This is a genomic window from Arthrobacter burdickii (assembly GCF_030433645.1).
Classification (GTDB): domain Bacteria; phylum Actinomycetota; class Actinomycetes; order Actinomycetales; family Micrococcaceae; genus Arthrobacter_D; species Arthrobacter_D burdickii.
Genome location: NZ_JAROCG010000001.1, coordinates 457445 through 479632, shown reverse-complemented (window position 1 = coordinate 479632; position 22188 = coordinate 457445). Strand labels below are relative to the sequence as shown.

Below are 22188 nucleotides of genomic sequence, written 5' to 3'. Positions count from 1 at the left end.
GTTACTCCGGTCCTCGCAGTCCTCCGCACCCCCCCGGCGCACCGGACTGTCCTGTTCCGACCCGCGTGGCGGCCCCTCCCGAAAGGAACACCATGACCAGCACACCCCAGAACGATCCGTCCAGAGCCGACGCTTCCGCCGACGGGGAGGCGACCCCGGCCAAGGGCCCCGCGTCCCGGAAACTGCAGGACGACCCGCGCGCGAAACTCGCACTCGCGAAGAAGAACCAGGCCGGGAATCCGGCGGCGGCACCCGGCGGAGGCCACGCCAAGGCGGCCCATGAGAGCAGCAAGCAGGGCAAGCAGGAGAAGAAGGTGCGCTGGTAGGCACACCGCGCCGCCCACCGCAGGGTGGTGAACGGCCGTTAAAGTGGAGCTGGCTCCGAGTTCTGCGTATGGGGGAATCGCAGAAATCGGAGCCAGCGATCTCAGTATACTTCGACAACAGCCCGAAAAGTCCAATCGAAAGGTGACGATGTCCGTCACAGCCAAAGCATTCCAGCTGTGGCGTTCCCAGGTCGCTCCGCAGGACACCGTGTCCGATGTCTGCAGGGTCGCCGGCATCAAGCGGTCCACCCTTGCGCAGCAGCTCGTCCGGGGCAAAGTGTCGGTGCAGACCGTCGTCGCCATCGCCCGCGGATACGGCATCCCCCCCGTCGACGCGCTCGCCGTGTACCAGGGGTACGAGGACCTGCCCGCGGGGATCCGACCGCCCACGGACGCGGAGCTGGTCAGCCAGGTCTCGCACATCGACATCCTGCGGCTGCTGGTGGCACGCAGCGAGGACAGGGAGGAGGCGGGAACGGATCTGCACCTCGACCTCGCGCCCTTCCCCCATCACAACTCGGTCCGTGCGTGGATCGAGGCCATCGACCCCGGTGACCTCCGCCAGCAACTGGCAGCGAGCACCGGCGTGGCCCGGCAGAACCTCTCGGCCCAGCTCACCGCCGGCCGGCTCGCCCCCGCGATCGCTGTCCAGGCCGCACGGATCGCCGGAGTCTCGCTGACCAGTGGGCTGGTGGTGACCGGGCTGCTCACCCCCGAGGAGGGTGGCTGGCCGGAGGGCGGCCGCTCCCGTGCCCTGCACGCCCTGTCCGACCTCGACCTCGTCTTCCTCGCGCGCGACCGGCTCGACGTCCTCGGCAAGCAGATCCGGCGGACGGAGCTCGACGACGGCAAGGACCGCGCATTATGGGAGAACCTGGGATGACCGCGACGACCATTCAGTGGGCCGCCCTCTGCCTCTGCGTCGTGGGGGCGGCCGTACGGGTGCCCGAGGTGCGCAGGGGGCGCGGACGGACGGTGTTCACCGCCCTGGTGCTCCTGACGGTCGCCGTCGGCCTGTCGGTCGCTCCGATCTATACGGCAGTGGACGGCCTCCTGGGCGGGGTCAACATTGCGAACCTCCTGCTCCGGCTGGCCCTGTACGCGGTCTTCGTGCTCCTCGGCGCCAGGATGGCCGCGGCGTTCGATTCGCCGCTCGCCCGGCGCCTGGTCGTCGGTCCGTTCGGTCTCGCCATCCTCGGCCTGACTGTCGCGGCGACGCTGTACTTCTTCGTCGCCAGTGAACTGCCCGGCAGCTCGACCGGCCTGCGGAACTTCATGGATCAGGACACGGTGCAGCAGTACGCCGCCCTGGGACGGCTCTATCCGGGATACGTCGCCGCGTGCCTGGTGGCGCCCGCGACGGCGTCGGTCCTGGATCAGCACGCCCGGCTCATCCACCGGGTCGCCTGCGCGTTCCTGGCGGGTGGATTCTCCCTCGTTGTGGTCTTCGTGCTGCTGAGGCTGACCCCGATCCGGCTCGGGGCCTTGGATATCGTCCTGCCGTTCTCGGCGATCCTGCTGACGGTGGTGGGGCTTGGCCTGATCTGGCTGAGCCATGTCCGCAGCAGGAGACGCCGCGCGCGTTCCAACAAGCTCGCCTAGGACCACTGCAACCGGTTCCCCATAAGGATGTGGGTCTAGCGGGCAAAAGAAACCCGATTGTGTCCTCAGAGGGATTCACGTTTTCATGTCGATGTGCAAAAATAATGATTATGTAACTGCCGCTGTCCGTGGGGGGGCAGCGGATCGTTATTCGGCAGGCAGGTGTGTCCATTAGAACGGGTGGACCCGCCTGCTTGGCAGCGCTGGGGACGCGAAAGGGCACCATCCGCCAGGTATCGACGGCGGATGGTGCCCTTTGTGGTTGGTGCTACTCGGCGTCGTGATCCGTCTCGATGATCCGCGCCAGGCTCTCCAGCGCGTCCTCTGCGCCGTCGGCCTCGGCGCGCAGGACGATGATGTCACCGTGCGATGCTCCGAGGCTCATCAGCGAGAGGATGCTCGAGGCGTCCATGGCTTCCTCGGCGGGTTCGCCGTCCATGGCGATGGTGACCTCGAACGGCAGGTCACCTGCCGCTTCTGCGAAGATCGAGGCCGGGCGGGCGTGGAGTCCGACGCGACTCGCCACGGTTGCCTTGCGTTCTGCCATGATGTGCTCCTTTTCGTGGATGGGTTCCCCGTACAGCCAACCGGACGCGAGGGTCAGGCTGCAACCGGCTGGGCGGCGACGGTGTTCTTCTTGCTCGAGGCGTAGCGCTTGAGGGCGATCACCGCGAGGGCCGAGATGACCATGCCCACGATTACCGCGACGAGGAACATCAGGAAGTTACCGATGGCGAAGAAGACGAAGAGGCCTCCGTGCGGTGCCTGCGATGTGACGCCGGTGCCCATGACGATCGCCCCGGTGACGGCGGAACCAAGCAGCGACGCCGGGATGACGCGCAGGGGATCAGCTGCCGCGAAGGGGATGGCGCCTTCCGAGATGAAGGCCGCTCCGAGCAGCCAGGCTGCCTTGCCGTTCTCGCGTTCCGCCAGGCTGAAGCGCCGGCGGTCGAGGGCCGTGGCGAGCGCCATGGCCAGGGGCGGCACCATTCCGGCCGCCATGACGGCTGCCATGATCTGCCAGGGAGCCTGGTTGTCCACGGATCCGGCACCGAGTCCGGCGACCGCGAAGGAGTAGGCGACCTTGTTGACGGGACCGCCCAGGTCGACGGCCATCATGAGCCCGAGGATGACGCCGAGGCCGACCGCCGCGGTACCCGTGAGGCCGGAGAGCCAGCTGTTGAGTCCGGTGGTGATCGCAGCGATCGGTCCGCCGAGCAGGAGGAACATCAGGCCCGAGGCCACGATGGACGCCACGAGCGGGATGATCACGACCGGCATGAGGCTGCGCAGCCAGCGTGGCACCGAGAGGCGCCCGATCGACATGGCGACGTAGCCGGCGAGCAGGCCGCCGACGATGCCGCCGAGGAAGCCGGCTCCCATGAAACCGGCGACGGCACCGGCGACGAAACCGGGGGCGATGCCCGGCCTGTCGGCGAGGGCGTAGGCGATGTAGCCGGCGAGGGCGGGAACCAGGAATCCGAGGGAGAGCTGGCCGATCTTGAAGGCGACCGCCCCGAGGTATTCGCCCAGGCCCCCCGCGGGCAGGTTCGCCAGGCTGTTCTCGAGGACGACGGTGTCGGCTGTCTCGGTGATCAGGTAGCCGCCGAGCAGGAAGCCGAGTGCGATCAGGAGTCCGCCGCCGGCGACGAAGGGGATCATGTAGCTGACGCCGGTGAGCAGTGCCCGCTTGAGCGTCCCGCCGATGCTGTCCCGGCCGCCGTCGTCGTCGGTCTGGTCACTGCCGGTCCCGGAGACCCTGCGGGCGTTCGGGTTCTGCGCGGCGGCGAGGGCTTCCTCGACCATCTCGCCCGGTTCGTCGATGCCGCGCTTGACGGGCGCACTGATGACGGGGAGCCCGGCGAAGCGGTGCTTGTCACGGACGTCGACGTCGACGGCGAAGATGACGGCGTCGGCGGACGCGATCACGGAGGGGTCCAGGGGAGTGGCCCCGGACGAACCCTGGGTCTCGACCTGGAGGTCGACGCCGCGCTCCTTGGCGGCTGCGACGAGTGAGTCGGCGGCCATGTAAGTGTGCGCGATGCCGGTGGGGCAGGCGGTCACGGCGACGAGGCGGCGTACCTTCGTGTCCGTGGCGCGTCCGCCGTCCAGTGCCGGTCCCGTGGTGTCGGTTCCCGAGGTGCCCAGTGTCGCCGCGGCCTCGCTGGCCCGGGCGCCGGCGCCGGAGGATTGCTCGGCGGACCCGGCTGCACCGGCGGCGTGGGCTCCGGCGCCCGCGGTTCCTGCGGGGGCTTCACCGAGGCCGAGGGCGCCGTTGACGAGCGCGACGACGTCGGCCGGTGTCTGCGCGGCACGCAGCGAGGCGGTGAAGTCCTTCTTGATGAGTGAACGGGCGAGCTTCGACAGCAGCTTGAGGTGCTCCTGGTCGGCGCCGTCCGGAGCGGCGATGAAGAAGACGAGGTCCGCCGCACCGTCCTTGGCGCCGAAGTCCACGGGCGGTGACAGGCGCGCCATGGCGAGGGTCGCGACCGTGACGGCCTTGGATCGGCAGTGCGGGATGGCGATGCCACCGGGAACGCCGGTGGAGGTCTTCTGCTCCCGGGCGAGTGCGTCGGCGTAGAGGCCGTCGACTTCCGTGGAGCGGCCCTGCGCGGCGACCTGCTCCGCGAGGTAGCGGATCACCGAGGAACGCTCGGTCCCCAGGTCCTTGTCCAGAGTGACGAGCTCCGGGGTGATGAGATCGGACATCAGAATTCCTCCTGTGCGAGGGGCCCTGCGGTGGACCCGGTTGCGCTTGGTTCGATCACGGGCAGCGTGACCATGAGGGGAGTGACCGCGACGGCGGCCGGCGTTGTTTGGTCGAGCGATGGAACGGTGGAACCGGGAAGGGCGGCGGCCGCCGATCCGTGGGCAACGGCCTGGCGCAGGCAGTTCTCCGGGAGTTCGCCTGCGCTGTGCGCCAGCAGGTAACCGGCCAGGGCGGAGTCTCCCGCACCGACGGTGGAACGCGCGATGACGGGCGGGTGCACGGCGTGCCATGCCCCCGCGTCCGTCACGAGCAGGGCGCCCTTGGATCCAAGGGTCGCCAGTACCGCTCCCACCCCCGCGGCGATGAGCACCGCGCAGGCCTTCGCGGCCAATTCATGATCCTGCTCGAGCTCGTCCCCCGTGCCGATGCCGGTGAGCTCGCTGAGCTCCTCGGCATTGGGCTTGAGCAGGTCCGGCGCCGGAACGCCGGCAGCGGCCTCGGTGAGCGGTTCTCCCGAGGAGTCGATGGCGACCAGGGGCGCGGACGATCCGTAGGCTTCGCGGACCGCGGCCGTGACCCTCGTGTAGAAGGTCGGGGGTACGCCCGGTGGAAGGGACCCGGCGAGGACCAGCCACTCGGCGCCGTCACTCTCGGCGACGACGACGGCGAGCAGCTCCTCGAGCTGGGCGGGGGAGAGTTCGGGGCCGGGTTCGTTGATCTTCGTCGTCGTGCCGTCGGGTTCGGTGATCGCCGTGTTGGTCCGCAGGCCCGCACCGATGGGCAGGTTGTGGAACGGGACGGAGACGCTGCGCAGTCCCGCGAGCACGGCGTCGTCGTCGTCGCCCGGAAGGATGGCGAGGGTCCGGATGCCCGACATGGCCAGGGCTCGGCTGACGTCGACGCCCTTCCCGCCTGCCTCCTGCACCACGTGGGTCGCGCGCTGGACCGCGCCGCGGGTGAGGGGGGCGGTGATCTCGACCGTGCGGTCGATGCTCGGATTCGCTGTGAGGGTCAGGATCACGCGACGATCACCTCCACGTCGGCATCGGAGAGTGCATCCGCCAGGGAGCCCCGGGGTGCGCGGTCGGTGATGAGTGCATCGATATCCTCCAGGTTGGCGAAGCTGATCAGGGTTTCCTCGCTGAACTTCGACGAGTCGGCAAGGAGCACCACGCGCCGGGCCGAGCGGACGATCGCGGTCTTCACGGCGGCCTCGTCGACATCGGGGGTGCTCAGGCCGAAACCGGCGGCGATACCGTTCGCTCCGACGAAGGCGATGTCGGCACGGAGGCGCGAGAAGTGCGCCACGGTGCTGCTGCCGACCGCCGCGCTGGTCAGCGCCCGTACGCGGCCACCCACGAGTTCGACACTTCCGCCGGCGCCGGAGACGAGGGCCGCGATCGAGACGGAGTTGGTGACCACGGCGAGCTCGGGCCGGGTCTCCTCGGCCAGCACCGCGGCGAGCGCTCCCGTGGTGCTGCCGGCATCGAGCACGACGGCGCCGGACACGGGTGTCATAGCCAAGGCGGCCTGTGCAATGCGCTTCTTCTCGGGGGAGTGCTGGGAGGACCGGCTGGTCAGGCTCGGTTCGTTCGTCGTCGCGCCGCTTCCGGCGATGGCGCCTCCATGGACGCGGCGGAGCACGCCGTCGTTCTCGAGGAGGGCGAGGTCCCGGCGGACCGTTTCCTTCGTGATGCCGAAGCGTGATGACAGGCCCGCTACCGTGACGCGGCCGTCGGCGGAGACCAGGTGGCTGATCTGGCGATAGCGCTCTTCCGCGAACATGAGGACCCCGTTGTCTTCAGCTGGGGACGGATCCCGCAGCATGTGGTTTTGTCTTTGTTTCGGTGACTCTATCTCCGCTTTCGCCCCTCGGTCAAGGGTTTTCCATGCTGGACAAAAGCAAACACAGATGGAGCGACGCGGGGGCGAGGCAGGAGCTTCTGGTCCGCCTGCCCGTCGGGGCGCGCCGGGCGCCAGGGAGTAGGAGCGCCACGAGGGGGCGCTCCGGGCACCAGGGAGGAGGAGGCGGCTCAAGGGGCGCCCAAACGGCACCTGCACGTCCGACCGGCGGAAAAGGGGAAAGCGGGAATTGCACGAGTGCAATTAGGAAATCGGTGAAACGATTCCTATTGAGCGAATTCCGGGCGATTAGTCGGTGTATCCGGCTCGGACTAATTCTCCGCCGGGTGCAGCTGCGACTGCCGGCTGCCGGTCGCTCCTGCAGGCCGCGCGGCTTCAGAATCCCCGCGATCCTGCGTTTTTGCCGCGTCGTCGACATCACGCGCCCTGCAGCGCGCGCCCGGCATCGGTTCGGCAAAGATTCACCCGAAGGACTTGATAAGCAGGGTTAGCGTGGTGTTAGGATTGCACCCTAAGCATGCTGATGAAGTACAGTCGGTAAAAGCTGCACTCCGGTGCATTGGAACATTCGCCAGTGGCCCGTCTCCGGACGGGCGGCTGAACATCACTCAAGGAGCATCTTATGAGTTTCATCGGTTTTCTTATCCTCGGCCTCATCGCAGGCGCCCTTGCGAAGCTGATCCTGCCCGGTAAGCAGGGCGGTGGCATCATCATCACCCTGATCCTCGGCGTCGTCGGCGCATTCCTCGGCGGCTGGATCGGTGGAAGCCTCCTCGGCGTCGACCTGGGCGGTACGTTCTCGCTGATGTCCATCCTCTTCGCCGTCATCGGCGCCCTGATCGTGCTCGTCATCTACGGCGCCATCGCCGGTCGTCGCGGCTCGCGCGTCTAACCAGCGGTACCCGCTGAACCTTGGGGGAACAGCTGCCGAAGGGCGCCACCGGATCCCGGTGGCGCCCTTCGGCTGTTCTCGGCCCTGCAGGACCGTGTTCACACCAGCATTCGCGCCAGCAGGAGAACCTGACCGACGGGCTTGCGCCCCACCTAGACTCGATCCAGACGGCACACGATCCAGCCGCGGAAGGACCATGATGTTTGGCCGAAACAAGGAGAATCCAGCCGTGAAGGCTGCGAACGGGACGCTGTTCGACAAGGACGGCAACCCGAAGCCCGGGATCCTCCGGGGTATCGAACGGGCCCTCGACATCCAGAGACCCCTCATCCTCTCGAACCTGAACCGGCTCCGGCGGCGGCACCCGGAAGCGTCTCCGGCCGAACTGGCGCGGTTCCTGGAGCGCGACTACCTGCGGGCGACGACGGCCGCCGGAGCTGCTGTCGGAGCTACCGCCGCCGTGCCGGCCGTAGGCACGATCGCCTCCCTGGGGCTCTCGGCCGCCGCGACCATCGGATTCCTCGAGGCGACGGCCCTGTACGCAGAGTCCGTCGCTGAACTGCACGGCATCAACACCGAGGACCCGGAGCGCTCGCGGGCCATGGTGATGGCGATCCTCATGGGGGAGGAGGGGACGGCGCTCATCCGGTCCATCCTCGGTGCCTCCGCCGGCCAGGGCGCTCCGCAGTACTGGGGCCAGATGGTCAGCAAGTCGGCACCGAACTCGCTCGTCAAATCCCTCACCAAATCGATCCAGCGGCGCTTCCTCAAGAAGTTCCTCGCTCGGCAGGGTGGCTTCATGCTCGGACGGGCACTGCCCTTCGGAGCCGGAGCGATCGTCGGCGGAACCGGCAACCACCTCATGGGCAAGGCGGTCATCCGCACCACCCACGAGGCGTTCGGGCCGTTGCCCCACACGATCCCCGGCGAACTGGCCGACGAACTGCAGCTTCCGAAGCCGGGAAACGGCGAGAAGCGGGCCTAACCGAAGATCGCGTGGGCGACGGCGAAGATGAGCAGGCCGGCCAGTGAGCCGACCACCGTGCCGTTGATCCGGATGAACTGGAGGTCCTTGCCGACCTGCAGTTCGATCTTCCGCGAGGTCTCCTCCGCGTCCCAGCGGCCCACCGTCTCGGAGATGACGCCTGCGATCTCGCTGCGGTAGGTGCGGACCGCGTAGGAGGCGCCGTCGGCGATCCAGCGGTTCACCTTGCCGGCGAGTTCCGCGTCACTCGTCAGGCGGGAGCCGAAGTCGCGCACGGCAGCCTTGAAGTTCGAGGTCAGCTCGCTCTGCGGGTCATTGACCGCCTCGAGGAGGGCCGTCTTGATCGTGGCCCAGGTGCGGGCCGTGAGGTCGCGCACGCGGGGATCGTCGAGCAGCTGCCCCTTGATCTCCTCGGCCTTCGCGATGGTCTCCGGCTTGTGCTGGAGATCCTGTGCCAGGTCGCGGAGGTACCGGTCGATGGCGAGACGGACGTCGTGCTTCGGATCGTCCTGCACGGCCCGGATGAACTTCGAGAGCTCGGCGTGCACCCGGTCGCCGACGACGCCGTCCACGAGCCGGGGGACCCAGGTGGGCGAGCGCTGCGCGACGACCCTGGTGACCACGGCGTAGTTCGCATCGACCCAGTCACCCGCGCGGTCCACGAGCAGGTCCACGAGGCGGTGGTGGTGGCCCTCCGCGAAGATGCGCTCCGCGATGCCGCCGATGGGCGGACCCCACGGCGGATCGAGCAGGTGCTTGCGGACCATGGACTCGATCACGCCCTGCACGGCGTCGTCGTTCAGGACGGTGAACATGCCCCGGATCAGCGCGGCGCCCTCCACGGCGACGCGGTCCGCACTCTCGGGCTTCTCCAGCCAGGCGCCCGCCTTCTGCGCGATCCGCACGGAATCCAGCTTGGCGCGCACCACGTCCTCGGACAGGAAGTTCTCCTCGACGAACTGGCCGAGGGACTCTCCGATCTGGTCCTTCTTGCGCGGGATGATCGCCGTGTGCGGGATCTTCAGGCCCATGGGGTGCTTGAACAGGGCCGTCACAGCGAACCAGTCGGCCAGGGCGCCGACCATCCCGCCTTCGGCCGCAGCCCGGACGTACTGGAGCCAGGGATAGGCGTCCTGCAGGGCGAAGGCCACCACGAAAATGACGGCCAGCACCGCCAGCAGCCCGGTCGCCAGCAGCTTCATGCGACGGAGGGCGGCCGCCCGCTCCGCGTCGGGGCTGGTCATCTGAACATTCATCCACCCGAGTCTATCGAGGCTCCGCCCTGCACCGGCGGCCGGGGCGTCGATGGTGCGCGGCTCACGCTCTCACGTACCGTGATAGGGACACCACCGACGACCCGAAGGGATGCCCGTGCCTCCTCTGATCTTCGCTCATCGAGGCAGCAGCGGGACCTATGCCGAGCACACACGGGCGGCCTATCTGCAGGCGCTCGCCGACGGCGCCGACGGCGTGGAGTGCGACGTGCACCTGAGCCGCGACGGCCAGCTTGTCTGCATCCACGACACCACCCTGGACCGCACCACCAACGGTTCGGGTGACGTCGCCGACCTGACGCTGGCCGAACTGCGGCAGCTCGACGTGTCGTCCTGGAAGGGCATCGGCCTCCCGTCGGAGTACGGGGACGTGTCGGACCAGTTCCTCTCCTTCGCCGACCTGCTGCTCCTCCTGCGCCGGGCGGGCCGGCCGATCCGGCTCGCCGTCGAGTTGAAGCACCCCAGCCCCTTCGGCCTGCGCCTGGAGGAGGCCCTGATCGCCTTTCTCATGGATGAGGGCTGGAACCCGGAGTCGTCGATGCTGGGCAGTATCGAGGTCAGCTTCATGAGCTTCAATCCCGATTCCATGCGGCAACTCGCGGAGTCGGTGCCGCACCATCTGCTGTGCCAACTCGTCTCGGACGTCCAGCCGAAGGAGGTGCGCGACGCGCTGCACTTCGGCGCGATCCTCGAGGGCGCCCTCATCACCCTCATGCGGAGGGCCTTGAAGGAGGGCGAGCAGCTCGTCAACCACCAGGAGGTCGGCATGGCCGGACCGGGAGTGAAGTACATCCGCAAACACCCCCACCGGGTGCGGCGCTGGATCCAGGAGGGCGTGCGTGTGAGGGCATGGACGGTCAACAAGGTGGAGGACGCCCTGTTCCTCGCGGAACTCGGTGTGCAGGAGCTGACAACGGACTATCCGGCCAGGATCCGGGCGGCCTTCGAGAGCAACGGCGAGTAACCGCACGTGCACGCCGGTCGTTGTGGTTGAGTGGGAAAATGCAATCGCCGATCGAGGATTACGCGCTCGTCTCCGACCTCCATACCGGCGCGCTCATCTCCCGGCGAGGCAGCGTGGACTGGCTCTGCTTCCCTCGGTTCGACTCGGCATCGGTGTTCGGCGCGTTGCTCGGAACCCCGGACCACGGCCGGTGGCTCGTCGCCCCGTCGTCGGACGACGCCGAGATCGTCGATCGGAGCTACATCTCCTCGACCTTCGTCCTCCAGACGCACTGGAGGACCGCGGAGGGAGAGGTGCTGGTCACCGACTTCATGCCGGTCACGGACCGCAGGGCCAACGTCGTACGGCGCATCCAGGGGCTGCGGGGCAGGGTCACCATGCGCCAGGAACTCGAGATCCGCTTCGGCTACGGCGACATCGTCCCGTGGGTCAGCCAGGGCCTGGAGGACGGCGTCCCGGTGCTGCTGGCCATCGCGGGACCGGATGCGCTGCTGCTCCGCGGCCCCCGGCTGAAGGCCGCCAACCACCGCCATGAGGGGACGTTCGAGGTGTCCGGAGGCGACGTCGTCGACCTGGAACTCGTCTGGTACCCGTCCCACCGGGGGAAGCCGCCGGCCCAGGACGTCGACGACGCCCTCGACGGGGCGATCAGCTACTGGCGGGCCTGGGCTGCCAGTTGCCTGATCGAGGGCGAGTACGCCGACGCCGTGCGGCGCTCGCTGCTCGTCCTGCGCGCGCTCACCCACGAGGACACAGGCGGCATAGTCGCAGCTCCCACCACGTCGCTGCCCGAGCAGTTCGGCGGCGCCCGCAACTGGGACTACCGCTTCTGCTGGCTGCGGGATGCCGCCCTGACCCTGGAGGCCATGATGACGCACGGCTTCGAGGACGAGGCCCTGAGGTGGCGCAACTGGTTGCTGAGGGCTGTGGCGGGAGATCCGGAGGACCTGCAGATCATGTACGGGCTGGCCGGGGAGCGGCACCTGCCGGAGCGGGAGCTCCCCCACCTGCCGGGGTATGCGGACTCGGTCCCCGTGCGGGTGGGTAACGGCGCTGTAGACCAGTACCAGGCTGACGTGGTCGGCGAGGTGATGGTGGCGCTCGAGAAGCTCCGCGGCCACGGCGTCACGGAGGACAACTTCTCCTGGCCGCTGCAACGTGCCCTGCTGGGCTTCGCCGAGAACCACCTGCAGGACCGCGACCAGGGCATCTGGGAGATGCGTGGCGAGCAGCAGTACTTCACGCACTCCCGCGTGATGATGTGGGCTGCGTTCGACTGCGCCGTGCGCGCCGTGCGTGATCACGGGCTGACGGGGCCCCTGGACCGGTGGACGAAGATCCGGGACGGGCTGCGCGCGGAGATCCTCGAGCACGGCTTCAACAGGGAACTGAACTCGTTCACCCAGTCCTACGGGGGCACGGAGGTCGATGCCGCCCTGCTGCAGCTGCCCCAGGTGGGATTCGTCGAATTCGACGATCCGATGATGCTCGGGACCGTGGAGCGCCTGGAGCAGGACCTGCTGACCGAGCAGGGACTGCTGCTGCGTTACCGGACGGACAGTTCCGACGACGGACTGGAGCCGGGGGAGCACCCCTTCCTCGCGTGTTCCTTCTGGCTCGTCGAGCAGTATGCGCACAGCGGCCGGCTGGACGACGCGGGGCGGCTCATGGATCAGCTCGTGGGTTACTCCAACGAACTCGGCCTCCTGTCCGAGGAGTACGACGCCGTCGCCGGTCGCATGGCGGGGAACTTCCCGCAGGCGTTCTCACACCTGGCCCTCGTCCGGGCGGCCGACGCCCTGCAGATGGCCCGCGGCAAAGCGGGGTCCCACGAGTCGATGGCTCGGGAGTAGTCCGGGGCCATCGACTCGTGGTTCGTCGTCGTTCGGGGCTCAGACCGCGACGCCCTGCGGCTTGAGAACCACCTTGATGGCGCCGTCCGTCTTCTTCTGGAAGTTCCTGTAGGCGGCCGGTGCCTCGTCGATCGAGACCTCGTGCGTCATGAGGTCGGTGACGCCCAGCGGGTCCGAGGGCTCCTCGACGATGGGCAGGAGCTCGTCCGTCCAGCGGCGCACGTTGCACTGGCCCATGCGGAACTGGATCTGCTTGTCGAACATGCTGAGCATCGGCATGGGCGTGACGCTACCGCCATAGACGCCACTGAGGGACACGGTGCCACCGCGCCGGACTGCGTCGATCGCCGAGTGCAGGACGGCCACGCGGTCACTGCCCCCGGATTCCATGACCTTCTGTGCAAGCTTGTCGGGGAGGAAGCCGACGGCGTTCTGGGCGAAGGCGCCGACCGGTGAGCCGTGTGCTTCCATTCCCACGGCGTCCACGACCGCGTCGGGTCCGCGACCGTTGGTCATGCTGCGCAGTTCCTCCGCCGTGTCCTTCGTGAAATCGATGGTCTCGATCCCGTGGCGCTTGGCCATGGCGCGACGCTCGGGTACCGGTTCGATACCGATCACGCGGTGACCGAGGTACTTGCCGATGCGGGCGGCGAACTGCCCCACCGGGCCGAGGCCGTACACCGCCAGGACGCCGTCCTGGGGGACATCCGCGTACTTCACACCCTGCCAGGCCGTGGGCAGGATGTCCGAGAGGTAGAGGTAGCGCTCGTCGGGCAGCTCCGACCCGACCTTGACAGGGCCGTAGTCGGCGAAGGGCACCCGCAGGTACTCCGCCTGTCCGCCGGGGACGGACCCGTACAGTTCGGAGAACCCGAACAGGGCCGCTCCCGAGCCCTTGTCGTGGACCTGCGTGGTCTCGCACTGCGACTGCAGGCCCCGCGTGCACATGTAGCAGTAGCCGCAGGAGATGTTGAACGGCACGACGACGCGGTCGCCGACCTTGAGGTTGGTGACCCCGGGCCCGACCTCCTCGACGATGCCCATCGGCTCGTGCCCGAGCACGTCGCCCTTGTGCATGTACGGGCCGAGGACCTCGTAGAGGTGCAGGTCCGAACCGCAGATCGCGGTCGAGGTGATGCGGACGATCGCGTCCGTCGGTTCCTGGATCGTGGGATCGGGGACATTCTCCACGCTGACGTTGCGCTTGCCCTGCCATGTCACTGCCTTCATGCGGCGCTCCTCCGTTTAGTAAGTAGGCTTTCCTTTCCTACTATTCACCCGTTCGCCACGAATGGGAAGCGGGGTGCCGGGTCACCTAGCCTTGAGGAGTGGTTCTCACCCAATCCCCCGCAGTGCGCGTCGCCCTGTCCGTTGCAATCGCCACCGGGCTGTACGGGCTGTCCTTCGGTGCGCTGTCCGTCGCCGCCGGGCTCGACCTCCTGCAGACTCTGGCGCTGAGCCTGCTGCTCTTCAGTGGTGGTTCCCAGTTCGCGTTCATCGGCGTGATCGCCGGTGGGGGCAGCGGGATCTCGGCGATGTCCGCGGCGGCCCTGCTCGGGATCCGAAACGGCGTGTACGGGATGCAGGTCAACGTGCTGCTGCGTCCCTCGCGCTGGCGGAAACTGGCGACGGCGCATCTCACCATCGACGAGTCCGTGGCCACCGCCACGGGCCAGACCGATCCGGACGAGCAGCGCCGGGGCTTCTGGGCCGCCGGCATCGGCGTGTTCGTGCTGTGGAACCTCTTCACGCTCGTCGGCGCGCTCGCGGGCAACGCCATGGGCGATCCGGCGCGGTGGGGGCTCGACGGCGCGGCGGTCGCTGCGTTCCTCGGTCTGCTCTGGCCCCGGATCCGGGCGAAGGAGCCGGCGGCCATCGCCGTCGTCTGCGCCGTGGTGACACTGCTGGCGGTTCCCCTCGTGCCGCCGGGTGTCCCGATCCTCATCGCCGCCGTCGTGGCGGCCGCCCTCGGACTCGCAGGCTTCGGCCCCGCCACGGAGGGCCTCGAGCCCGACGTGGAGCCGTACCATGCTGAGACCGGGCACACCGGGACCAAGGGGGCCGCGTGACGCTCTGGGGGTGGATCCTGCTGGCGTGCGCGGTATCCATCGCCACCAAGTTCCTCGGTTTCCTGGTGCCCGCGAAGCTGCTCGACAATCCGAGGATGCTCAGGGTGGCCGGGTCCCTGACGATCGGCCTGCTCGCCGCGCTGACCGCCGTGAACACATTCGCGTCCGGTCAGTCGGTCGTGCTCGACGCACGGCTGGCGGCCCTCGCCGCGGCCGCCGTCGCGCTCTGGCTGCGGGCGCCGTTCCTCCTGGTGGTCGCGATCGGCGCCCTTGCGGCCGGGCTCGCGCGATTGCTCGGCGCGGCGTAGGGCCGATCTACCCTTGCATCGATAGCAAGCAGGTCGTGATGATGGTGCCGCTGGTCTTCTGATTTCCCTGCACGCGCTTCTCTCGACGGGCGGGCGCCGGTGCGTTTGGAGCCGGATCGGATCAGGCCGTCGAGCGCGGGATGAACATGATCAGGGCGACGCCCACCAGGCAGACGGCCGAGCCGACGAGGTCCCAGCGGTCGGGCCGGAATCCGTCGGCAAGCATGCCCCACGCCAACGATCCGGCCACGAAGACGCCGCCGTAGGCAGCGAGGATCCGCCCGAAGTTCGGGTCCGGCTGCAGCGTCGCCACGAAACCGTACGCCCCGAGCGCCACGATGCCGAGACCGGCCCACCACCACGGCCTCCCTTCGCGGACGGCCTGCCAGATGAGCCAGGCGCCTCCGATCTCGGCCGCCGCAGCCAGCGCGAACAGGAGGGTCATGCGCAGGATCGTCATGGCTCCAGTCTGCCGGAGGGGCACAGTGGCAGGCACTCGCTGGCAGGACGCGGCCGGCGGCGGATCGGGCGGGCAGTGATCACGCCCGGGCTGGGGCCGGACCAGGCCCTCCCCGGGCGGGTCGGGGACGCTAGGACGTCCCGACGACGCCGGCGGTCGCCTCGGCGATGGCCGCCTCCTCGTTGGTCGGCACGACGAGGACGGGGAAGGCCGACGACGGCGTGCTGATAGCCCGGGCCTCCCTGCTGCGTTCGCCGTTCCTTTCCTCGTCGAGTTCGAGGCCGAGGGCGCCGAGTTTCGCCACGACGGCGCTGCGGAAGGCTGCGGCGTTCTCGCCGATCCCCGCGGTGAAGACGAGTGCCTGCGCGCCGCCCACGGCCACGTGGTACCCGCCGACGTACTTCGCGAGGCGGTAGGAGGCCACCTCGATGGCGAGCTTCGCGCGGTCCCCGCCGGATTCGGCGGCCTCGGTCACCGAGCGCATGTCATTGGTGCCCGAGAGGCCTTTCAGCCCGCTGTTGCGGTTGAGGAGTGCGTCGAGGTCCTGCTCCGAGTACCCCTCCCGCATCAGGAACAGCAGGATCGACGGATCGATGTCGCCGGAGCGCGTGCCCATCACGAGTCCTTCGAGGGGTGTGAAGCCCATCGATGTGTCGACGCTCCGGCCGTCGCGCACGGCCGTCACGGAAGCGCCGTTGCCGAGGTGCGCGATGATGCCCGTGAACGTGTCCGCGCCGAGGAGTTCCGCTGCAGCGCGGGCCACATAGGCGTGCGAGGTCCCGTGGAATCCGTAGCGCCGGATGCCGAATCGCCGGTACAGCTCGTCCGGTACGGCGTATCGCCATGCGTGCTCGGGCAGGGTGCGGTGGAATGCCGTGTCGAAGACGGCGACCTGCGGCATGTCCGGCCACTTCTCAGTGATGGCCCGGATGCCCGTGACCGCTGCGGGGTTGTGGAGGGGCGCGAGCGGGTTGAGGCGCTCGATGGCGCGCGTGATCTCGTTGTTGATCAGCACCGGTTCGCTGAAGCGCTCCCCGCCATGCACCACGCGATGGCCCACGGCGTCGATGCTCCGCCCGCCGAGTGCCGTGGCGACCTCGCCGGCCACCCGGTCGAGGGCGGCCGCATGGTCGGGCACCTCGGCTTCGCCGATGCGCTCCACGAGGCCCTCCGCCAGGACGTCGTCGCCCTCGCGTACCTGGTACTTGAGCGAGGATGAGCCGGAATTGATGACGAGGATGATCATGGGGTCCTGTCCTGGAAGGGCGGAGGGGGCGGAAGAGGGTGGACGGGGGAGCTAGGCCGGCTGCTGCTGGGCCTGGACCGCGGTGATGGCGACGGTGTTGACGATGTCCTCCACGGTGCAGCCGCGGGAGAGGTCGTTGACCGGCTTGCGGAGGCCCTGCAGGACGGGTCCGACGGCGACGGCGCCCGCGGACTGCTGCACCGCCTTGTAGGTGTTGTTGCCGGTGTTGAGGTCCGGGAAGATGAAGACCGTCGCCTGGCCGGCCACGGATGACCCGGGAAGCTTCGACGCGGCGACCGACGCGTCCACGGCGGCGTCGTACTGGATGGGGCCCTCGACCGCGAGGTCGGGCCGCTTCTGCCGGACGAGTTCGGTGGCGCGCCGCACCTCGTCCACGGCTCCGCCGCTGCCGGATTCGCCCGTGGAGTAGGAGAGCATCGCGACGCGGGGCTCGACGCCGAACTGGGCTGCGGTCTCCGCCGAGGCAACTGCGATGTCGGCGAGCTGCTCCTCGTTCGGGTCGGGATTGACCGCGCAGTCCCCGTAGACGAGGACGCGGTCCTGCAGGAGCATGAGGAACACCGAGGAGACGATCTTCACGCCGTCCTTGGTCTTCACGAATTCGAGCGCGGGCCGGATGGTGTTGGCCGTTGTGTGGGCGGCACCGGACACCATGCCGTCCAGCTTCCCGAGCTGCACCATCATCGTCCCGAAATATGCCCCCTCCAGCATGCGTTCGCGCGCCTGGTCGAGGGAGACGTTCTTGTGGGCCCGGACGCGTGCATACTCCGCGGCGAATTCATCCCGCAGCTCGGAGGTCGCGGGGTCGACCAGGGTGATGCCGGTCAGGTCGACGCCCTGGCTCGCCGCGAGTTCCCGCACCCGGGCCTCGGGTCCGAGGATCGTGAGGTCGCAGACATCGCGGCGGTGCAGGATCTCGGCGGCCTTCAGGACGCGGATGTCCTCGCCCTCGGGAAGCACGATGTGCCGCCGCTCGGACCGCGCGCGCTGGATCAGCTCGTGCAGGAAGCGCAGCGGGGTCATGCTGACGGGCCGGGGGAGTTCGAGCCGCTCCAGCAGTTCGCTCTCGTCCACCTGCCGCGACCAGGCGCCGAGGGCTGCCGCAGCCTTGCGGCGCAGTCCGCTCGCGATCTCGCCCCGCACCTCGCTCACGCGCCGGGCGGCGGTGTAGGTGTCGTCGTCGAGCGCGAAGACGGGGAACGGCGCCTGCGCTAGGAGGGCGAGGATGTTGGGGTCCGGTGCCAGGCCGCCGGTCAGGAAGAGGGCCGACGGCACGGGGAATTCGGGGGAGAACGACGACGCCAGCGTCGCCACGAGGACATCGGCGCGGTCTCCTGGCACGATCACCAGGGCACCGTCCCTGAGCAGGTGCAGGAAGTTGCCGACGTTCATGGCGGCCACGCGCACGCTGGTGACGTCGCGTTCCAGGTTGGAGTTGCCGGCGATCTGGCGGGCGCCCAGGTCCGTGGACACCTCGGAGACGGTGGGCTGGGAGATCTCGGCCAGTTCGGGGATCACGTAGACGGGGCGGCCGGAGCGGCCGGGCCGCACATGCTCGCTGATGGCGGCGACGGCGTCGTCGGCGGCCCGGTTGACCATGATCGCGAGGAGGGACACCTTGGCGGCGTCGAGTTCGCGGCGTGCGACGTCGACGCCGTCCGCCGCCTCGTCGACCGACATGTCCTTGGCGCTGATGACGGCGAGCACCATGGCGCCGAGGTTGTTGGCGAGGCGCGCGTTGAGGTCGAACTCGACGGCGGCGTCATTGCCGGAGAGGTCCGTCCCCTCGACGATGACGACGTCGCACTCCGCGGCGATCTCGCTGTAGATGGCGACGCAGCGGGCGTCGATCTCGGCGCGGTCGCCGGTGACCAGCAGCGCCCGGGCCTCGGCGCGGGTCAGGCCACCGCGCGCACGGCTGTCCGGGAGGTCGAACGCGCGCTGCATGAGGCGCACCATCGGATCCGCTCCGGGATCGTCGCCCTCCACGATGGGACGGAAGAACCCCACGCGGTCCGCGTGCCGGTGCAGCATGTCCGCAAGCCCCAGGGAGATCAGGGACTTGCCGGAGCCGTTGGTCATGGCGCTCACATATATTCCGCGGGTCATGGGCCCAGTCTTGCAGGGTCCCCGAACCCCCGCCATAACGGGTGTCACGCCCTCGGGGAGGGTTCAGCGCCGTCGAAAAGACAGAAATAGCCGGTCGAGGGCGTGGGGAGTGGTCCTTTCTGTCGTCTCGGCGGAGACCCTTGACCCCTGCAGTCGCCAGGCGTAACGTACAACAACATGGTTGTAGATCAGTTGGGTGAGGACGAGGTGGACCGCCTGTTCCAGGCGCTCGCCGACGCGACACGGCGGGACATCGTTGCGCGCGTCCTGGTCGCCGAGTATTCGGTATCCGGCCTGGCCGAGCAGTACGACATGAGTTTCGCAGCGGTACAGAAGCACGTAGCCGTGCTCGAGCGGGCCTTCCTCGTCACCAAGGAGAAACGCGGACGGGAGCAGATCGTGCGGGGACAGGTCGACGGCGTGCAAAGGGCCCGCCGCCTGCTCGACGACTACGAAAGGATCTGGCGACAGCGGGTCGAACGGATCGAAGAGATTCTGGATGAGGACTAGGAAGGCATCATCATGGCGGTCATCAGTACGGAGAAGGACACCGAGGCGCTCAACTTCCGGCTCGTCGCGGAGTTCGACGCGGGTGTGGAACGCGTCTGGCGGATCTGGGAGGATCCGCGGCAGCTCGAACGGTGGTGGGGCCCGCCGACGTGGCCCGCGACCTTCGACTCCCTGGAGTTCGTCCCGGGCGGGCGGGCGGCCTACTACATGACCGGGCCCGACGGCGAGAAGGCGCGGGGCTGGTGGCGCATCACCGGCATCGAGGCACCGCACCGACTGACGTTCGACGACGGGTTCGCCGATGAGAACGGCGAGCCGGTGGCGGAGATGGGCGAGACGCACGCCGTGGTCACCCTCGAGGACCTCGGCGGCCGGACGCGCATGACGATGACGACCGCGTTCGACTCCCTCGAGCAGCTCAACCAGATGGTCGAGATGGGCATGGAGGAGGGCCTCAAGCTCGCCCTCGGGCAGGTGGACGTGCTCCTCGCCGAGGACGCCTCCGTCTGACCCCGGCAGGGCTAACCGCACAGCGCCTCCCCGGAGACGCCGAGAGAGCAGAAAGAACCGCCGAAGGGCGCTTTCGGCGGTTCTTTCTGTCGGGTCGGCGGAGTAGAAGGCGCCGACGCCCTTACGCGGTCCTGGGCTTGCGGTTGGGCAGGGCGAGCTTGAAGATCTTCGCCCAGGTGGAGCCGACCTGCTTCGGCAGGGGCCCGGTGGTGTAGGGCAGGTTGTAGCGCGAGCAGATGTCGCGGACCTTGACGGCGACCTCGGCGTACCGGTTGGACGGCAGGTCGGGGAAGCAGTGGTGCTCGATCTGGTGGGACAGGTTGCCGGTCATCAGGTGCATGAACTTCGAGCCCGAGATGTTGGCGGAGCCGATCATCTGGCGGACGTACCAGTCGCCGCGGGTTTCACCCTCGACCTCCTCCTCCGTGAACGTGTCCGTGCCTTCGGGGAAGTGGCCGCAGAAGATGACGGCGTGCGCCCAGAAGTTGCGGATGGCGTTCGCGGCGAGCGTCCCGTAGAGGGCCTGCTTTCCGGAGCCGGTGAGCATGGCGACGGCCGGGGTGGCTGCGTAGTCTTTGGAGAACTGCTTGATGACCTTCACGCCGACGGCCTTGAGGTCGCGGTTCATGGCCTCCTTGGACTTCAGGCCTTCCTTGTACTCGGGGATCTCGAGGTCGTACAGGGCGATGCCCCACTCGAAGACCGGCGCCAGGATGGCGTTGTACAGGGGGTTGCCGAGGTTGAAGGGGCGCCACGGCTGGTCGGGGTCCATGCGGAGCAGGTTGTATCCGACGTCCCTGTCCTTGCCGATGACGTTGGTCCAGCGGTGGTGCAGGTCGTTGTGCGTGTGCTGCCAGGAGCGGGCAGGCGTGACGAAGTCCCACTCCCACGTGGTCGAGTGGATGTCCGGATCACGCATCCAGTCCCACTGGCCGTGGAGCACGTTGTGGCCGATCTCCATGTTCTCGAGGATCTTGGCGACGCTCAGCATGGCCGTGCCGGCGACCCAGGCGGCCTTGTACTTGCTGAAGAGGAGGGTGCCGCGGCCTGCGAACTCGAGGCTGCGCTGAACCTTGATGACGCGGCGGATGTAGGCGGCGTCCGTCGCCCCCCGCTTGGCGAGGATCTCGTCACGCACGGCGTCGAGCTCGCGGCCGAGTTCCTCGACCTGCTCGTCCGTCAGGTGCTTGGCGGCGTCGGGGCGGACCAGGGGGTGGCCCGACGCCGCAAGGGCGCCCGGGCGGGTCAGCGTGGTGGTCATGGGGACTCCTCTGATGGGGGTTAAAGGTCGAGGTTCACGGGCCCGGCGGCCGCCGAGACGCAGGTCTGGATGAGCTGGCCGGGTTCGTTGTGCAGTTCACCCGTCCGGAGGTCCCGGACCTGGCCTGCACGCAGCGGGATGAGGCAGCTGTGGCAGATGCCCATGCGGCAGCCGCTCGGCATGAGGATGCCGGCATCCTCGCCGATGTCCAGCAGCGGGGTGTCGCCGTCGGCCTGGACCTCGCGGTCGGACTGCTCGAAGGTGACGAGGCCGCCGTCGTGCCCGGCGCCGGCGGTGAGGTCGGTGGTGAACCGCTCGATGGTGAGGGTGCCCGTGCTGGTGGGCTGCGTCTCGGCTCCGGCAGTGATGCCCGGGACGGTGCGGGCGGTCTCGAGGGCGGCCTCGCGCTCCCAGAGGTCCTCGGCCGCGTTCAGGAAGCCTTCCGGGCCGCACGCGTAGGCGGCACGGGACCGCCAGTCGGGGCAGAGATCGGCGATGGTCTTGGCCGTGAACTCCAGCCTGCCGCGGGCGCTCGTGAACCAGTGGCGGACCGTCAGGTTGGGGAACTGGTCCGCGAGCTCGTCCAGTTCCTCGCGGAACAGGCTCTTCTCCGGCGTGCTGTTCGAGTTGATGAGCACCACGTCGGCGTCCGGTCGCCGCGGGACCAGCGTGCGGATCATGGACATGACGGGAGTGATGCCGCTGCCCGCCGTGAGCATGAGGAGGGACCGCGGGTGCTCGGGAAGGACGAAGTCACCCTGGGGCGGGGCGAGGAACAGGACGTCGCCGGGCTTGGTGTCCCGGACCAGGACGTGCGACACCGCGCCGGCGTCCTTGACCGTGATGGCCGGATCGTGCCCGGCGGCATTGCTCAGCGAGTAGGAGCGCCAGTGGCGGACGCCATCCAGTTCGACGCCGATGCGCGCCCACTGCCCGGCCTGGTGGCCGTGCCAGCCATGGCCGGGGCGGAAGTGGATGGTGGCCGAGTCCTCGGTCTCTCGCACCACACGCGTGACGACGCCGCGGAGCTGGCGGGAGGAGTACACCGGGTTGAACAGGGCGAGGAAGTCTTCCGGCGTGAGCGGGGTGATGAGCGCGGAGGCTGCACGCGCCAGCTTCGTGAACCGGATCATTGAACCAACGATATAGCCTCTGCCGCTAAAAATCTTCGCTCCTCGCATACAGTTGGTGGAGTTGTATTGTCGTCTCAGAATAGATAGGGGCC

22 protein-coding genes are annotated in these 22188 nt (G+C 68.6%); 11 read left to right on the top strand and 11 right to left on the bottom strand.

Features of this window, described 5'->3' with window-relative positions; translation table 11 throughout:
- The first annotated feature begins 92 nt into the window (after positions 1 to 92).
- From P5G52_RS02210 to P5G52_RS02200, 3 genes are all read left to right on the top strand, one after another.
- A complete protein-coding gene (locus P5G52_RS02210; RefSeq protein ID WP_301224351.1) occupies positions 93 to 326 on the top strand; it encodes a hypothetical protein in 234 nt (77 codons plus the stop codon).
- Between the two features lie 148 nt (positions 327 to 474).
- Positions 475 to 1209 carry a hypothetical protein gene (locus P5G52_RS02205; RefSeq protein ID WP_301224350.1) on the top strand — a complete coding sequence of 245 codons (735 nt, stop codon included), beginning with the start codon at positions 475 to 477 and terminating at the stop codon, positions 1207 to 1209.
- Positions 1206 to 1928: a hypothetical protein gene (locus P5G52_RS02200; protein WP_301224349.1), complete on the top strand. Its 723-nt coding sequence runs from the start codon at positions 1206 to 1208 to the stop codon at positions 1926 to 1928. The genes P5G52_RS02205 and P5G52_RS02200 overlap by 4 nt, the downstream gene beginning before the upstream one ends.
- 268 nt (positions 1929 to 2196) lie before the next feature.
- Here P5G52_RS02200 and P5G52_RS02195 read toward each other — a convergent pair whose 3' ends face one another.
- The 4 genes from P5G52_RS02195 to P5G52_RS02180 are packed head-to-tail and all read right to left on the bottom strand — an operon-like array spanning position 2197 to position 6423.
- On the bottom strand, positions 2197 to 2475 hold the full coding sequence (locus tag P5G52_RS02195; protein WP_301224348.1) for an HPr family phosphocarrier protein: 279 nt from the start codon (positions 2473 to 2475) through the stop codon (positions 2197 to 2199).
- A gap of 53 nt (positions 2476 to 2528) precedes the next feature.
- Positions 2529 to 4637 carry a PTS fructose transporter subunit IIABC gene (locus tag P5G52_RS02190; protein ID WP_301224347.1) on the bottom strand — a complete coding sequence of 703 codons (2109 nt, stop codon included), beginning with the start codon at positions 4635 to 4637 and terminating at the stop codon, positions 2529 to 2531.
- The gene (locus P5G52_RS02185; RefSeq protein WP_301224346.1) at positions 4637 to 5659 is read right to left on the bottom strand and encodes a 1-phosphofructokinase family hexose kinase; all 1023 of its coding nucleotides are present in this window, start codon (positions 5657 to 5659) and stop codon (positions 4637 to 4639) included. Before P5G52_RS02185 ends, P5G52_RS02190 begins: the two co-directional genes overlap by 1 nt.
- The gene (locus P5G52_RS02180; protein ID WP_301228598.1) at positions 5656 to 6423 is read right to left on the bottom strand and encodes a DeoR/GlpR family DNA-binding transcription regulator; all 768 of its coding nucleotides are present in this window, start codon (positions 6421 to 6423) and stop codon (positions 5656 to 5658) included. Before P5G52_RS02180 ends, P5G52_RS02185 begins: the two co-directional genes overlap by 4 nt.
- Positions 6424 to 7123: 700 nt before the next feature.
- Here P5G52_RS02180 and P5G52_RS02175 point away from each other — a divergent pair.
- Positions 7124 to 7393 (top strand): GlsB/YeaQ/YmgE family stress response membrane protein, encoded by a 270-nt coding sequence (locus P5G52_RS02175; protein WP_301224345.1) that lies wholly within the window; start codon positions 7124 to 7126, stop codon positions 7391 to 7393.
- Positions 7394 to 7622: 229 nt separating this feature from the next.
- On the top strand, positions 7623 to 8378 hold the full coding sequence (locus P5G52_RS02170) for a hypothetical protein (RefSeq protein ID WP_301224344.1): 756 nt from the start codon (positions 7623 to 7625) through the stop codon (positions 8376 to 8378).
- Here P5G52_RS02170 and P5G52_RS02165 read toward each other — a convergent pair.
- The gene (locus P5G52_RS02165; RefSeq protein ID WP_301224343.1) at positions 8375 to 9634 is read right to left on the bottom strand and encodes a DUF445 domain-containing protein; all 1260 of its coding nucleotides are present in this window, start codon (positions 9632 to 9634) and stop codon (positions 8375 to 8377) included. The two genes, P5G52_RS02170 and P5G52_RS02165, sit on opposite strands and share 4 nt — an antisense overlap.
- A 109-nt stretch (positions 9635 to 9743) precedes the next feature.
- Between P5G52_RS02165 and P5G52_RS02160 the strand changes: the two genes are divergently transcribed.
- Positions 9744 to 10616, top strand: coding sequence for a glycerophosphodiester phosphodiesterase (locus tag P5G52_RS02160; protein WP_301224342.1), 873 nt, complete (start codon positions 9744 to 9746; stop codon positions 10614 to 10616).
- A gap of 20 nt (positions 10617 to 10636) precedes the next feature.
- A complete protein-coding gene (locus P5G52_RS02155) occupies positions 10637 to 12469 on the top strand; it encodes a glycoside hydrolase family 15 protein (protein ID WP_301224341.1) in 1833 nt (610 codons plus the stop codon).
- A gap of 39 nt (positions 12470 to 12508) precedes the next feature.
- Here the strand turns inward: P5G52_RS02155 and P5G52_RS02150 are convergent, their stop codons facing one another.
- Positions 12509 to 13699: a zinc-dependent alcohol dehydrogenase gene (locus tag P5G52_RS02150; RefSeq protein ID WP_301224340.1), complete on the bottom strand. Its 1191-nt coding sequence runs from the start codon at positions 13697 to 13699 to the stop codon at positions 12509 to 12511.
- A gap of 98 nt (positions 13700 to 13797) precedes the next feature.
- Here P5G52_RS02150 and P5G52_RS02145 point away from each other — a divergent pair, with 98 nt between their 5' ends.
- Both P5G52_RS02145 and P5G52_RS02140 read left to right on the top strand, forming a co-directional pair.
- Positions 13798 to 14538 carry an AzlC family ABC transporter permease gene (locus tag P5G52_RS02145; RefSeq protein ID WP_301224339.1) on the top strand — a complete coding sequence of 247 codons (741 nt, stop codon included), beginning with the start codon at positions 13798 to 13800 and terminating at the stop codon, positions 14536 to 14538.
- On the top strand, positions 14535 to 14846 hold the full coding sequence (locus P5G52_RS02140; RefSeq protein ID WP_301224338.1) for an AzlD domain-containing protein: 312 nt from the start codon (positions 14535 to 14537) through the stop codon (positions 14844 to 14846). Before P5G52_RS02145 ends, P5G52_RS02140 begins: the two co-directional genes overlap by 4 nt.
- Before the next feature lie 121 nt (positions 14847 to 14967).
- Here P5G52_RS02140 and P5G52_RS02135 read toward each other — a convergent pair whose 3' ends face one another.
- The 3 genes from P5G52_RS02135 to pta form a co-directional block, all read right to left on the bottom strand.
- Entirely contained in the window at positions 14968 to 15306 is a 339-nt protein-coding gene (locus P5G52_RS02135) for a YnfA family protein (protein ID WP_301224337.1), read from the bottom strand.
- Positions 15307 to 15436: 130 nt separating this feature from the next.
- A complete protein-coding gene (locus P5G52_RS02130) occupies positions 15437 to 16552 on the bottom strand; it encodes an acetate/propionate family kinase (protein ID WP_301224336.1) in 1116 nt (371 codons plus the stop codon).
- A gap of 51 nt (positions 16553 to 16603) precedes the next feature.
- Positions 16604 to 18682, bottom strand: coding sequence for a phosphate acetyltransferase (pta, locus tag P5G52_RS02125; protein WP_301224335.1), 2079 nt, complete (start codon positions 18680 to 18682; stop codon positions 16604 to 16606).
- Positions 18683 to 18859: 177 nt separating this feature from the next.
- Here pta and P5G52_RS02120 point away from each other — a divergent pair, with 177 nt between their 5' ends.
- Together P5G52_RS02120 and P5G52_RS02115 are read left to right on the top strand one after the other, a co-directional pair.
- Positions 18860 to 19192, top strand: coding sequence for an ArsR/SmtB family transcription factor (locus P5G52_RS02120; RefSeq protein ID WP_301224334.1), 333 nt, complete (start codon positions 18860 to 18862; stop codon positions 19190 to 19192).
- 12 nt (positions 19193 to 19204) lie between these two features.
- Positions 19205 to 19702, top strand: a complete 498-nt coding sequence (locus P5G52_RS02115; RefSeq protein ID WP_301224333.1) for an SRPBCC family protein — start codon at positions 19205 to 19207, stop codon at positions 19700 to 19702.
- A 121-nt stretch (positions 19703 to 19823) separates the two neighbouring features.
- On the opposite strand, the gene P5G52_RS02110 is transcribed toward P5G52_RS02115, so the two are convergent.
- Both P5G52_RS02110 and P5G52_RS02105 read right to left on the bottom strand, forming a co-directional pair.
- Positions 19824 to 20963 carry a fatty acid desaturase family protein gene (locus P5G52_RS02110; RefSeq protein ID WP_301224332.1) on the bottom strand — a complete coding sequence of 380 codons (1140 nt, stop codon included), beginning with the start codon at positions 20961 to 20963 and terminating at the stop codon, positions 19824 to 19826.
- 20 nt (positions 20964 to 20983) lie between these two features.
- Positions 20984 to 22096, bottom strand: coding sequence for a ferredoxin reductase (locus P5G52_RS02105; RefSeq protein ID WP_301224331.1), 1113 nt, complete (start codon positions 22094 to 22096; stop codon positions 20984 to 20986).
- Positions 22097 to 22188: the final 92 nt, after the last annotated feature.